Below are 13,324 nucleotides of genomic sequence, written 5' to 3'. Positions count from 1 at the left end.
GCGCGGTGCTCCGGGACTAGTTCACCGGGGCGCTCTCGATCCGCGGCCGTTCAGACGGCAGTACCACATTACCAGTGCCAGGCCTTTCTGCCCGACGGCGGACGTCGCGCGACCTGTGACGTCGCGCGCACCGTCCGCCGTCGGCTCACGCCCCGTCGTGGCCTGCGTAGCCGTCACCTGTGCGGCGGAAGATCGGACGGCCCGCCTGGTCCTGCCTGATCGGGAGGACGCCCGCGAACGCCAGCAGGTCCGGGAGCGTCGTGATGAGGCGCCGGTCGTCGAACCGGACGCCGTTCGCCGGTGTCCAGTCGCGGCCGGGGCGGCGCATGAACGACTCGTCGTCCAGCCGCAGCAGGTAGAGGAACGTCTCCACGAGGACGCGGCTGCCGACCTCACCCAGGAAGTTGCCGTTGCCCTGGATCTCGGCCTCCTTGAGGACGTAGTACCAGAGCGGCGTGCCGTCCAGGTCGTCGAGCGCGGCCACCAGCTCGGGCGACGCGTTCTGCCGGAGCTGCTCCGGCGTGAGCGGCCGGGCCCGGAGCGCCTTGGCCACCGCCTCGCCCGTCGGGATCGCCAGCATGTACCCGCGCAGCAGGTTGCGCTGCGCGAGATGCTTCAGCAGCGCCCGCACCGGGCCGGCGGCCCCGTTGCCCTCGTTCAGCAGGTCACCCAGACCGTCGGCAAGGAACGGGTCGATCTTGCGGGCCTTGCGGAAGGCGGCGGCGTCACCCTTGTCGGTGAACCGCGCCCACTCGATGGGCCAGTTCGACGGCAGCGCGGGCAGCGGGTTCGTGGGGCTCGGCGACAGACCGCCGTTGCCCGTGAACTGGAAGAACTGGTCCAGCGTCGCCGGCCCACCCGGGCCGTTGCGCGTGAAGTTGACGTTGTAGTCGTAGGTGCCGCGCACCATCGAGTGCCCGAACCGGAACGCCGCCACCGCGAACTCCAGCGGCATCGCCACGCGACGCGCGGGCCGGAACAGCTTCGGCCCCGTCGCGAGCACCGCGTCCAGCACGCCGGGCTTGGTGAGCGTGCGCAGGTAGTCGTGCACGACCAGCCACTGGTAGTGGAACCGGACGAGCTGCTGCGCGCGGTCGAACAGCTCGCGCTGCGTGGTCGCCGACCACGGCTCGTGCCGCGCCACCCAGTCGACGGTGGCGTTGTGGAACCGGATCATCGCGACGTGGAACTGCGCGACGACCAGGTTCTCGTCGTTGCGACTGTCCGGGATCAGCGGCATGCGCTCGCTGCCCGGCTCGGTGCTGCGCGGCAGGTCGCGCTGCGGGTCGTCGCCGGGTGCCACGAGCGAGAACGGCCCGAGCGGTTCGGTGTCGACCCTGCCGAGCCGCAGCTTGGCCGAGTCCGGCACGTATGCCGCCTCGCTGCGGGTGGTGCCGCGGTCCTTCTCGCCCGCGAAGCGCGGGCCGGAGCCGTAGAGGCTGTCGAGGTCCAGCAGCGGGACCCGGCCGTTGTGGAGGCTGCGCACGACGGTCTTCGGCCGGAACACGCGGAACGGGTCGCTGACGACGTCGCCGAGCGCCTTGTCGCCGCCCGGGCCGGAGCCGTCGTCGGGCCCGTTCGTGTTCAGGGTGATGTCGTGGTCGATGAACTGGCCCCAGTAGGTGTAGACGGCGGGGACCGTCGCGTCGAGCGGCCCGGGCGCGGTGGCGGGCTCGATCATGGCGGCCCCGAGCCGCATCAGCGCCTCCCGGGTCTCCTTCAGGCGACCGCCACCCACGGGCAGGTGGCCCTCCGGGTAGTTCGCGGCCAGACCGCTCAGCAGGTAGTCGAACGACGTCGTCGCGTCGAAGCGGTCCTCGCGCAGGTCGCGCCGCACGGCCGCCTCGGTGCGTGGCATGAGGGTCGCCGTGCTCTCGTGCGGCTCCGCCGCGTCGTCCGGGTCGGCGGGCACGAACACACCACCGTGCCCGATCCGCCGCACCGTGCGACCGGCCGGCGTCTGCGCCAGGTCGACCGCCTCGTGGGGGGCATGGTTCGGGTCGCCCTGGGGCGGCGCCTCAGTGGTCTGGACCATGATCTCTCCTTCTCTGGGGTGAAGGCCTTCACCAACTCAGAGAGCACGGCACCCCCGCCCGTGACCGATTCGGCCAGACCCGAATCAGCCGGTCCGCTTGACGTGCGCCGCCCACAGCACCGCGCCTGCCGCGAACAGCACCTGGACGGCGACCAGCGACGGCGCCACGACCCCGGAGACGGCCACCCACGCGAGCGGGAGCGTGCCCAGCACCGCCAGGTCGAGCCCCTTGAACTGGTGCAGCACCAGCCCGGTCGGCACACCGCCCGCGGGCGTCGCGATCATCGGCACGTCCCACGGCACGGGCCCGCGGTAGGCGGTCCGTACGGCGGCGGCCCCGAGTACCACGGCGGCGGGCACCGCCATCGCCAGCCACTGCCCGCCCCCGACCGTCGCGGCGACCGCCAGCAGCACCACGGCCGCCGTCAGCACCGGCCACGCGGTGCGCACGGCCCGGGTGGCACGGGCACCCAGCGGCACCAGCGAGTCAAGTCGCGGGTTCTCCCCCGCCGCCCGCGGCCCGACGGCGCCCGCGAGCGCCCCCGCGTACCCGACGCACGCGAGGACCGCCCAGAGCCCTATCCCGTCCGCCAGCACGGGCACCTGGACAGCGACGGCTCCGGTGGCGGCGAGCGCGACCAGCCCGGCCAGGGCCGCGGGCGAACGGACCAGGAGGGTGGCGTCGGCGGCGAGCAGGGCGCCGGCCGGGCCGCGGGCCGTGCCGGGCAGCCAGGGCAGCACGCGCGACGCCGTCGGGCCGCCGCTGAGGAGCGCGCGGCTCATACCGCCGCTGTCGAGCGAGAGCAGGGCTGCCGAGGCCTGCATCGCGGCCGACGCGCGGGCGCGCAGCTCGCCGGCCCGGAGCAGATCCAGGCGGGTGGCCCAGACGGCGAGCGCCGCACCGCCCACGACGACCACCGCCGCGAGCACGGGCAACGGCACGGACCAGGCCGCCCACTCGGGGGCCCAGAGCGCCAGGCCGAGCCCGGCGACCGGCACGGCGGCGAGCAGCGGGACGAGCACCCGCCCGGCCCGGACACCCGACGCCGCCCCGGTCACCTGGAGCACACCCGTGCCGGCCACCACCACGAGGCCGAGCGCGCCGCCGAACGCGGCGTCGGCGAGGATCCCGGTGAGGCCCACGCCCACGAAGGCCGCCGGTACGCCGCCCGCGACCAGGCCGGCACCGACTCCGGCGAGCACCGTGCGGACCACCGACGGTGAGGCCAGGCCCGCGCGGTCGGCGGGGGTCGGCACCCACCAGCGCACCCCGGCGGCGGGCAGACCCGCCGGACCCACGCGGAGCGCGACCACCGCACCCGCCACGACCGCCAGCGCGAGCACCATCGCCTGGATCAGTCCCGGTCCGAGCCCGAAGCGGGTCGCGTCGGACCCGAGCAGCTCCCGCACGGGCGCCCCGAACCCCCACAAGTACAGCGTGACTATGGCGAGGGAGATCACCACCTCGCCGATGTCCATCGCCACCCGGCCCGCCTCGGCGGGCAGGTTGTGGGCCCGCACACGCGCGGTCAGCCGGCGCAGCTCGGCACCGGTGAGCTGTTCCTCCTCGTCCCCGGCCAGCCGGGGCAGCGGGGACGGGCCGACGGCGCCCGGCTCGCGGGTCATCGGAAGCCCGCCAGCACGCCCGGGGCCTCGGCGGGCGGCAGCAGCACGGCACCGTCGTCGGACAGGTACAGGGCGCTCGCGCCGGTCGCGGCGAGCAGACGGTCGTCGTGCGTCGCGAACAGGACCGCCGTGCCGGCGTCGGCCTCGGCGCGCAGCAGGTCGCCGAGCCGGGCGCGCATGGCGGTGTCGAGGCGCTGCTCCGGCTCGTCGAGGACGATCAGGTCGCGCGGCCGGACCAGGGCGCTCGCCAGCAGGAACCGGCGGCGCTGCCCGGACGAGAGCGTGTGCGGCATCGCGCCGCCGTGCCCGCTGATGCCCACGTGGTCGAGCACCTGGTCGGTGATCGCGCCGGAGTCGGGCACGCCGTGGCCCCGCGCCGTGAGCACCAGGTGCTCCCGGACGGTCACGCCGGGGAAGAACGCGTCGTCGTCCAGCACGCCCGCGACCCGAGTGCGGAACCCTCGCTCGCGCTCGTCCACCGCCCGCCCGAACGCGCTGACCGTGCCCGAGAGCGGCTCCTGGAGACCGAGCACCGTGCGCAGCAGGGTGGACTTGCCGGTTCCGTTGGTACCGATCACGGCGACGACGTCGCCGGGGGCCAGCGTGAGCGAGACCGGCGGGCAGACGGCATTGCCGCCGTACCCGACGACCAGGTCGGACAGTTCGAGGAGCGTCATGCCCACCTCAACGCACGAACCCCGGCTGGTTCTCCCGCTCCCGGCCTCATCTCCATGCTCCGACGATCTCGTCAGGCCCCCAGTGCGCCGCCAGCGGAAGCCCCTGCCCCACACCGCACCGTGAGACAGCGACGAGGGGTGTGTCGTCGCCGGTCCCTGGCACAACACCACGGGCGCGGGCGAGGTCCCCGAGCTCGTGCGTCCCGAACGTGTCGGTCTCGTACCACTTCACCGATCCGATGAACTCCACGTGTCGTGCCGTTGGCGTGCGGTCGGCGCCGACCAGGTCCACCTCGGGGTTGTTCTGCCGGTTCCACCAGCCCCCGACAGCTTCGACATCGGGCCACTCGGAGTCCAGCAGGATGCGCATCAGCGATTCCCGGACGAGCGGTTCCACCGCCCGGCCGCGCCAGGTCGACCACGACCGCTCGATCCGATCCAACGCCACGTCGCCCCGCCCGCGTTCGACGAAGGGGATCGCACGGCGCAGGAAGGCGAGCCAGAAGCGCAGGTACGGGTCGCTGATGCGATACCGCTTGTTCTTCGTGTCGGACGCCGTCGACAGCGGGAGGTCAGTCTCGACGATCCGCTTCGCCTCCAGCGTCCGGAGCAGGGGGTTCAAGGTGCCGGCGGGCAGAGCGCCGGAGTTCCCTGCAGCGGCGGCGATGGTGGTGAACGTACGCTCGCCGTCGCCGATGGCTTCGAGGATCGCCCTGCTGCGCGAGGACTCGGGAAACTCGCCGAGCAGCGACAGCTCGCCCGCGACGAGCAGCGGCGACAGCGGGTCGCCGAGCATTCCCCGGAGAAACTCCACCCGGGACTGTCCGGACCCCCAGGTTTGGACGATCTCGGGGAATCCACCGGTGATCAGGTGAGCGTCGACCGCATCCGCAGCACTCAAGCCGGTCATCTCCTGGACATCAGCCACGTTCAGGGGTGCGATGTCGATCTTCGTCGCCCGCCCGAAAAAGGGGCGACCGTACGTCTGCAAGGCCTCCATGACGGACAGGTCGCTGCCGATGAGCAGAAGCAGGACAGGTTTCGCCGAGAGATGCTTGTCCCAGACCGTCTGGAGCGCTCCTTCGAACTCCGCGTCCTGCTCGACCAACCATGGGACCTCGTCGAGCACGACGACCGTCGGCTTGTCGTCCGGCAGGAACTCGGCGAGCGCTCGCAACGTGCCGTTCCAGTCCGGCGGGCTCAGGTGGGCGAAGATGGCAGGCGCATTCAGGCCCGACTGGGTGAGCGAGGCGAGGAACTCGCGCCGCTCGGCCATGGCATTGCGCCCGCGGGTTGCCTGGAAGACGAGGTACTCGCCGTCGGTGCGGTCACAGAACTCCTGCGCGAGTCGCGACTTTCCGACCCGACGGCGGCCGGTCATGATCGCGGCCCTGCCCTGGGTGGTGCCGGTCCCCGCCTCGACGGCTTCCAGCAGTCCTGCGAGCCGCCGCAGGTCAGCTTCCCGACCGTGAAACCGCATCTAAGGCTCCTTAACTAAGATTGAATATTACTAAGATCCAATCTTAGTTTACGGCCGGCGTCTACGCCCGCAGGATCTTGCGAGCCCGCGCCACGTCGTCGTTCATCTGGGTGATGAGCGGCTCCATGCCGTCGAAGCGCAGCGTGGGCCGCAGGTGGGCCACGAACTCGAGCGCCACCGTCTGGTCGTACAGGTCGAGGTCGGTGCGGTCGAGCACGTACGCCTCCACGCGGCGCTCCACACCGTCGAACGTGGGGTTGGTGCCGACGGAGATCGCGGCCGGGAGGATCTCCTCCTGCCCCATCCCCGTACCGGACACGGCGGCGCGGTCACCCTCCGGTCCGGCGAGGCTCGCGCAGGTCGCGGCCGTGCCGCGGCGCAGCCAGCCGGCGTAGACGCCGTCGGCGGGGACCAGCCCGGTGATGTCGCCGAGGTTGGCGGTCGGGAAGCCCATCTCGCGCCCCCGGGCGTCGCCGTGCACCACCGTGCCGCGCACGAGGTGCGGCCGGCCGAGCACGTCGGCGGCCTGGTCGACGTCGCCCTCCGCGAGCAGCGCGCGCACCGCCGTCGACGACCAGCGCTGGTGCCCGTCGCCCTCGGGCGGCAGGAAGTCGCCGACGTCGTCGATGGCGACCACCTCGAAGCCGTGCTGCCCGCCGAGCTCGACCATCGTCGCGAGCGTGCCGGCGTTCTGCTTGCCGAAGCGCACGTCGTGGCCCACCACCACCGTGCGGGCGCCCAGGCCGTCGACCAGGTACCGGGAGACGAACTCCTCGGGCGTCTGGGCGGCGAAGTCGAGCGTGTAGTTCACGACCAGCGTCGCGTCCAGGCCCGTGCGCTCCATGAGCGCCAGCCTGTCCTGCAGGCCGGTGATCAGCTCCGGAGCCGACTCGGGCCGGTGCACGGCCGAGGGGTGCGGCTCGAACGTCACCGCGACGGCGCTGGCCCCTTCGCTCCGGGCGAGCCGGAGGATGCGGTCGAGCACCGCCTGGTGGCCGCGGTGGACGCCGTCGAAGTTGCCGATCGTCACCACAGATGGCCCGAATCCCGGGGGAACCTGTTCCAGGTCCGTCCACAGCTGCACGCGGGTTGCTCCTCATGAATCGGGTGGCGCGGGTGCGGCGGTCGCACACGCGACTGACCGCACCGATCCCTGAAAGCCTAGCCGGAGCCGGGCGTATCCGTGCTCAGCGGGCCGCGAGCACCAGCACGGGCTTGGCGAGGTCGTCACCCCGGCGCCGGGTGTCCTCCAGCAGCGCCACCAGGGTGCCCGACGGCGACAGCGCCGCCACCACCTCCGGGCGGCCCGACGGCGTCACCCACTGCCCGTAGCCAAGCGCCCGGACCTCGTCCTCGTCCAGCTCGCGGACCGGGAACGTGGCCCGGGCCGCCTCGGCCATCGGCAGGGTGGCCAGCGTGCCGTCGGCGTCGGCCTGCGCCTCCAGCTGTTCCAGCGTGCGGGCACCGGCGAGGTCGTAGCCGCCCACGCGGGTGCGGCGGAGCGCCGTCAGGTGCCCGCCGGTGCCGAGGGCCGCACCCAGGTCGCGTGCCAGGGCGCGCACGTAGGTCCCGGAGGAGACGGTGACGCGGACGTCGACGTCGACGACGGGCACGTCGCGAGCGGGGAGCTCGTCCGGCACCGTCGCCGTGGCCGGGCGGACGGCCAGGACCTCGAAGCGGGACACGGTGACCGGTCGCGCCTCCAGCTCGACCGACTCCCCCGCCCGGACCAGCGCGTACGCGCGCTTGCCGTCCACCTTGATGGCGGACACCGACGTCGGCACCTGCTGGATGTCGCCCGTGAGATCGGCGATGCCCGCGTCCAGCGCGGCCCGGTCCACCCGCTCGACGGCGCCGGGCCCGGCCACGGACAGCACCTGACCCTCGGCGTCGTCCGTCGTGGTCGCGACACCCAGCCGGATCGTCGCGTCATAGTCCTTGTCCGCACCCACCACGTAGGTGAGCAGGCGGGTCGCCTTGCCGATGCCCAGCACGAGCACACCGGTCGCCATGGGGTCGAGCGTGCCGGCGTGGCCGACCTTGCGGGTCCCGGCGAGGCGCCGCATGCGCCCGACGACGTCGTGGCTGGTCCAGCCCTCCGGCTTGTCGACGACGACGAAGCCGTCGGCGGCCGTCGGACGGCGCACCGGCGCCTGCGGGGTGGGAGAAATCATGGGTATCAGTATCCAGTGGCTCAGGGGGACACGCGGCGCCGGGAGACGACGAAGCCACCCGCGCCGTCCGGAACGTACTGGTTCCGGCCGGACGTCAGGTGGCGTCGGCGCAGCCCGCGAGGGTCAGGACGGAGGTCACTCGGACTCTTCGTCGGCCTCGCGCGGCTTCTTGTAGGGGTCCTCGTCGCCCGCGTACCGGGCACCGGCACGCAGCGCCTCGAGCTCGGCGTCGCGCTTGCGAGCCTCGATCAGAGCGGCGTCGAGGTTGGCGGCGGTGTCCGGGACGGAGTCCAGGTGGAACTCGAGCGTGGGCGTCAGGCGGATGCCCGTCTGCTTGCCCACCTCGGAGCGGATCAGGCCGGTGGCGCTCTTCAGCGCCGCGGCCGTCCCCTCCCGTTCCTCGTCCGAGCCGTAGACCGTGTAGAACACCGAGGCGTTCTGCAGGTCGCCGGTCACCCGGACGTCCGTGACCGTCATGAAACCGAGCCGCGGATCCTTGATCCGCGTATCGATCATCTGCGCGACGATCACCTTGATGCGGTCGGCGAGCTTACGAGATCTCGGGGAGTCGACCATCCATTTTCCTTTCCGGGGTCGCCGAGCCGGAGCCCGGTGCACGTGTCAGAAGCTCCCGGACGTGTCAGACGTACAGGTCACCTGAGTGACCTGTACGTCTGACACGTGGGTCCGGGTCTGACACGTGCACCGGGCTCCGGTTCAGCGGGGAGCGTCAGACGCGCGGCTTCTCACGCATCTCGAAGGTCTCGATGGTGTCGCCCTCGTTGACGTCGTTGAACGACCCGAGACCGATACCGCACTCGAAGCCCTCGCGGACCTCGGTGACGTCGTCCTTCTCACGACGCAGCGACTCGATGGTGAGGTTGTCGCCCACGACCGTGCCGTTGCGGAGCACACGCGCCTTCGAGTTGCGGCGGATGCTGCCCGAACGAACCATCGAACCGGCGATGTTGCCGAACTTCGAGGAACGGAAGACCTGGCGGATCTCCGCGGTCCCGAGCTGGACCTCCTCGTACTCCGGCTTGAGCATGCCCTTGAGAGCCGCCTCGACGTCCTCGATCGCCTGGTAGATGACCGAGTAGAACTTGACGTCGACGCCTTCGCGCTCCGCCAGCTCCTCGACGCGCTCGCCGTACTTCACGTTGAAGCCGATGATCACGGCGCTGTCGACGGTCGCGAGGTTGACGTCGTTCTGCGTGATCGCACCCACACCACGGTGGATGACACGCAGCTCGACCTCTTCGCCCACATCGATCTTGAGCAGCGCGTCCTCCAGTGCCTCGACGGCACCGGACACGTCGCCCTTGAGGATGAGGTTGAGGCTCTCGACCTTGCCCTTCTTGAGCTCGACGTCGAAGTCCTCGAGGCTGATCCGCTTGCGGCGCTTGGCCAGCGTCGCCGCACGCTCCGCCGCCTGACGCTTCTCGGCGATCTGGCGAGCGGTCCGGTCGTCGGGCGCCACGAGGAACGTGTCGCCGGCGCCCGGGACGCTGGTCAGACCCAGCACCTGGACCGGGCGGGCCGGGGTGGCCGCCTCGACCGCGTTGCCGTGCTCGTCGAACATCGCACGGACGCGGCCGTAGGCCGTACCCGCGACGATCGCGTCACCGACGTGCAGCGTGCCGGCCTGGACCAGCACCGTCGCCACCGGACCGCGACCCTTGTCGAGGTTCGCCTCGATGGCCACACCGCGTGCGTCCTTGGTCGGGTTCGCCCGCAGGTCGAGCGACGCGTCCGCGGTGAGCAGGACGGCGTCGATCAGGCTGTCGATACCGATGCCCGGCTTCGCCGCGACGTCGACGAACATGGTGTCGCCGCCGTACTCCTCGGCCACCAGGTTGTACTCGGTGAGCTGCTGACGGACCTTCGACGGATTGGCACCCTCGACGTCGATCTTGTTCACCGCGACCACGATCGGCACACCTGCTGCCTGCGCGTGGTTCAGGGCCTCGACCGTCTGCGGCATCACGCCGTCGTCGGCCGCGACCACGAGGATCGCGATGTCGGTGACCTGCGCACCACGTGCACGCATGGCGGTGAACGCCTCGTGACCCGGGGTGTCGATGAACGTGATGGCACGCTCGGTGCCGTCGTGCTCGTGCGTGATCTGGTACGCACCGATGTGCTGCGTGATCCCGCCGTGCTCGCCCGCGACGACGTCCGCGTTACGGATCGCGTCGAGGAGCTTGGTCTTACCGTGGTCGACGTGACCCATGACGGTCACGACCGGCGGACGGATCTCCAGGTCCTCGTCGGACTCGTCGTCCTCCTCGGCCTGCAGGTCGATGTCGAAGGCCCCGAGCAGCTCGCGGTCCTCCTCCTCGGCCGAGACCATCTCGATCTGGTAGCCGAGCTCCGTGGCCAGCGTGCCGAACGTGTCCTCGTCGAGCGACTGCGTGGCCGTGGCCATCTCGCCCAGGTGGAACAGCACGGTCACGAGCGCCGCGGGGTTCGCGTCGATCTTGTCCGCGAAGTCGTTCAGCGACGCACCGTGGCGCAGCCGGACGGTGGTGGTGCCGTTGCCGCGCGGGACCTGCACGCCGCCGAGCGACGGGGCCTGCATGGCCTCGAACTCCTGGCGCTTCGCCCGACGCGACTTGCGTCCGCGGACCGGCTTGCCACCGGCGCGCCCGAAGGCACCCTGGGTCGCACCGCGACCACCGGCACCGCGACGCGGGCCGCCGAAGCCGCCGCCGCCACCGGGACGACCCGGAGCGCCTGCGCCTGCAGCGCCGCCACCGGCACCGCCGGGACGGCCACCGCCGCCACCGGGACGGCCACGACCGCCACCCGGAGCCGGGCGGTCACCCGGACGCGGCATGTTGGTCTTGCCCGGCATCATGCCGGGGTTCGGACGCGGACCGCCGCCACCGGTACCGCCGGGGCGGGGAGCCGAAGGACGCGGGCCACCCGGACGGGGACCGCCGGAGCGCTCGCCGCTGGGAGCCTCGGTGCGCTCGGGGCGCTGCCCCGGACGCGGCATGCCCTGGCTGGGGGCGAACGGGTTGTTGCCCGGACGCGGGTTGCCGCCGGCCGCGGGACGTTCGTTGCCGCCGCCGCTGCCGCCGCCGGGGCCTGCTGCACCCGGGCGGCCACGGCCGCCACCGGGACGGGGCATGCCCTGGCTGGTCGCGAACGGGTTGTTGCCCGGACGCGGGTTGCCGCCACCAGGACGGTCGCCACCGGGACGGCCACCACGGTTGCCGTCCCGTGCCGGACGCGCGCCGGAGGGCGCAGCGGCGGCAGGCTTCGGCGCACCGGGCTTGGGGGCCGCGGCGGGCTTGGGCGCACCAGGCTTGGGGCCTGCTGCTGACGTGGCGGACGCCGCGGGCGTCGCCTGGCTCTCAGCTGCCGGAGCCGGGGCCGGGGCGGGTGCCGCCGGTGCGGGGCTCGGAGCCGGAGCAGGGCTGGGGGCCGGGGCGGGCGCCGGGGTCGGCGCGGCCTCTGCCTTGCTGGGTGCAGGCGCCGGAGCCGGGGTCGGCTCGGCAGGCTTCTGGGCCGCGGGCTTCGCGGCCGGCTTGGGTGCGCTCGGCGTGGGCTTCGCCGCGTCCTTCTCGGACGGGCCAGCTGCGCCACCGGCAGGGAACTTGTCGCGCATGCGCCGCACGACGGGCGGCTCGAGCGTGGAGGACGCCGAGCGAACGTATTCGCCCGCCGACTTCAGCTCGCCAAGCAGGGTCTTGCTTTCCACTCCGAGCTCTTTTGCGAGCTCGTAGACGCGGACCTTAGCCACAACTCTCCTGTCTCGGTCCATCCCAAGACAGGAAGGACCACCGTTAGTACTGAGTACTCATCGCTGGGGGCTCATCGGGTGCCCATCGGCGTCTGACCCGCTTCCTTGTCGACGAATCGCATAATTCGGCCCGACGCACGGTGGCGTCCGGTCGGAACAGTCCTGCGGTTGTTGCACTCACTGGCCGAGGTGTGCTCGTACCTCACCGAGGTCGAGGGGCCCGTCGACACGCAGTGCGCGTGACACGGCCCTGCGACGCTCAGCGAGCTCCAGGCACCGCGGTTCCGGGTGAACCCAGGCACCACGACCCGGCAGGCAGGCACGGACGTCGATGACGATGCGCCGTGAGGCTTCCACGGCGTCATCATGCATCGAGGTGTCCAGCACCAGACGCAGGAGTGCAGACCGCTGGTCGCGCTCCCGGCATCCGACACACGTGCGCACCGGCCCCTTGACGGGTGGAACGGGGTATGTCGAAGGACGGGCACGTGGCCCAGACTCAGACAGTCTACCGCGCCGGCCCACCGGGCGTTACCGGCCGCTCTGCGTGCCGGCACCCGCGCCACCTGCGTCGGCGTCGGCGGCCTCGTCGGAGCGGATGTCGATGCGCCAGCCCGTCAGCTTCGCGGCGAGCCGGGCGTTCTGCCCCTCTTTACCGATTGCGAGGGACAGCTGGTAGTCGGGGACGATGGCGCGTGCGGCGCGGGCATCGGCGTCCACCACTGTGACGGACGACACACGCGCAGGCGACAGGGCGCTCTGCACGAAGGACGCCGGGTCGTCGCTGTGGTCGACGATGTCGATCTTCTCACCGTGCAGCTCGGCCATCACCGCTCGGACCCGCGCGCCCATCGGGCCGATGCAGGCGCCCTTGGCGTTGAGCCCGGCCACCCGGGTGCGGACCGCCATCTTGGTGCGGTGCCCCGCCTCGCGGGCGATGGCGGTGATCTCCACCGAGCCGTCCGCGATCTCCGGTACCTCGAGCTCGAAGAGCTTCCGCACGAGGTTCGGGTGCGTACGACTCAACGTGATCTGCGGGCCCTTCATTCCGCGGCTCACCTCGACCACGTAGGCGCGCAGCCGCTCGCCGTGCACGTACTCCTCGGTGGGTACCTGCTCGTGCGGCGGGAGGATCGCCTCGGTGCCACCCACGTCCACCAGCACCATGCGCGGGTCGCGGCCCTGCTGGATGACGCCGGCCAGCACCTCGCCCTCCTTGCCGCGGAAGGTACCCAGCACCTGGTCGTCCTCGGCGTCCCGCAGCCGCTGCACGATCACCTGGCGGGCCGTGGCGGTGGCGATACGGCCGAAGTCCTGCGGTGTGTCGTCGAACTCGGGCCCGTACTCGACGACGGGGCGGGCCTCGGGGTCCTCCGGGTCCTCGGCCGCGGGGAGCTCCTCGCGGGCCCACACGGTCACGTGGCCCGACGCGCGGTCCACCTCTACGCGGGCGCGGTTGTACGCGTCAGGAGTGCGGTGGTAGGCCGAGAGGAGCGCCTGCTCGATGGCCGCGACGAGGATGTCCAGGCTGAGGTCCCTCTCGCGCTCCAGCATCCGCAGGGTCGTCATGTCGATGTCCAT

General features: G+C 72.1%; 10 protein-coding genes. All 10 read right to left on the bottom strand.

The window, feature by feature from the left end; genetic code table 11:
- Positions 1-145 precede the first annotated feature (145 nt).
- Positions 146-2,035, bottom strand: a complete 1,890-nt coding sequence (locus ACQEVI_RS20980) for a peroxidase family protein (RefSeq protein WP_432902345.1) — start codon at positions 2,033-2,035, stop codon at positions 146-148.
- Positions 2,036-2,119: 84 nt separating this feature from the next.
- Positions 2,120-3,661 (bottom strand): DUF6297 family protein, encoded by a 1,542-nt coding sequence (locus tag ACQEVI_RS20975; RefSeq protein ID WP_432902343.1) that lies wholly within the window; start codon positions 3,659-3,661, stop codon positions 2,120-2,122.
- Positions 3,658-4,338 carry an ABC transporter ATP-binding protein gene (locus tag ACQEVI_RS20970; RefSeq protein ID WP_432902341.1) on the bottom strand — a complete coding sequence of 227 codons (681 nt, stop codon included), beginning with the start codon at positions 4,336-4,338 and terminating at the stop codon, positions 3,658-3,660. Before ACQEVI_RS20970 ends, ACQEVI_RS20975 begins: the two co-directional genes overlap by 4 nt.
- A 46-nt stretch (positions 4,339-4,384) precedes the next feature.
- Positions 4,385-5,818: an ATP-binding protein gene (locus ACQEVI_RS20965; RefSeq protein ID WP_432902339.1), complete on the bottom strand. Its 1,434-nt coding sequence runs from the start codon at positions 5,816-5,818 to the stop codon at positions 4,385-4,387.
- Positions 5,819-5,879: 61 nt separating this feature from the next.
- Positions 5,880-6,902 (bottom strand): bifunctional riboflavin kinase/FAD synthetase, encoded by a 1,023-nt coding sequence (locus ACQEVI_RS20960; RefSeq protein ID WP_432902337.1) that lies wholly within the window; start codon positions 6,900-6,902, stop codon positions 5,880-5,882.
- A gap of 103 nt (positions 6,903-7,005) precedes the next feature.
- Positions 7,006-7,992: a tRNA pseudouridine(55) synthase TruB gene (gene truB, locus ACQEVI_RS20955; protein ID WP_432902335.1), complete on the bottom strand. Its 987-nt coding sequence runs from the start codon at positions 7,990-7,992 to the stop codon at positions 7,006-7,008.
- Between the two features lie 135 nt (positions 7,993-8,127).
- On the bottom strand, positions 8,128-8,568 hold the full coding sequence (gene rbfA / locus ACQEVI_RS20950) for a 30S ribosome-binding factor RbfA (protein ID WP_357502040.1): 441 nt from the start codon (positions 8,566-8,568) through the stop codon (positions 8,128-8,130).
- Positions 8,569-8,722: 154 nt separating this feature from the next.
- Positions 8,723-11,743: a translation initiation factor IF-2 gene (gene infB, locus ACQEVI_RS20945; protein ID WP_432902333.1), complete on the bottom strand. Its 3,021-nt coding sequence runs from the start codon at positions 11,741-11,743 to the stop codon at positions 8,723-8,725.
- A 177-nt stretch (positions 11,744-11,920) separates the two neighbouring features.
- Complete coding sequence (locus ACQEVI_RS20940; protein ID WP_432906038.1) at positions 11,921-12,130, bottom strand: YlxR family protein; 210 nt, start codon at positions 12,128-12,130, stop codon at positions 11,921-11,923.
- Between the two features lie 144 nt (positions 12,131-12,274).
- Complete coding sequence (gene nusA / locus ACQEVI_RS20935; protein WP_432902331.1) at positions 12,275-13,324, bottom strand: transcription termination factor NusA; 1,050 nt, start codon at positions 13,322-13,324, stop codon at positions 12,275-12,277.

It is taken from the genome of Promicromonospora sp. CA-289599 (assembly GCF_050936155.1).
Taxonomy (GTDB): domain Bacteria; phylum Actinomycetota; class Actinomycetes; order Actinomycetales; family Cellulomonadaceae; genus Promicromonospora.
The sequence above is the reverse complement of the archived record's forward strand: the minus strand, read 5'-3'. Positions and strand labels throughout refer to the sequence as shown.

What these genes read in the sequence shown, in the direction of transcription:
- ACQEVI_RS20965 (WP_432902339.1), bottom strand. Translation starts at nt 5,818, where the DNA reads ATGCGGTTTCACGGTCGGGAAGCTGACCTGCGGCGGCTCGCAGGACTG.
- ACQEVI_RS20980 (WP_432902345.1), bottom strand. Translation starts at nt 2,035, where the DNA reads ATGGTCCAGACCACTGAGGCGCCGCCCCAGGGCGACCCGAACCATGCC.
- nusA (WP_432902331.1), bottom strand. Translation starts at nt 13,324, where the DNA reads ATGGACATCGACATGACGACCCTGCGGATGCTGGAGCGCGAGAGGGAC.
- truB (WP_432902335.1), bottom strand. Translation starts at nt 7,992, where the DNA reads ATGATTTCTCCCACCCCGCAGGCGCCGGTGCGCCGTCCGACGGCCGCC.
- ACQEVI_RS20975 (WP_432902343.1), bottom strand. Translation starts at nt 3,661, where the DNA reads ATGACCCGCGAGCCGGGCGCCGTCGGCCCGTCCCCGCTGCCCCGGCTG.
- ACQEVI_RS20970 (WP_432902341.1), bottom strand. Translation starts at nt 4,338, where the DNA reads ATGACGCTCCTCGAACTGTCCGACCTGGTCGTCGGGTACGGCGGCAAT.
- rbfA (WP_357502040.1), bottom strand. Translation starts at nt 8,568, where the DNA reads ATGGTCGACTCCCCGAGATCTCGTAAGCTCGCCGACCGCATCAAGGTG.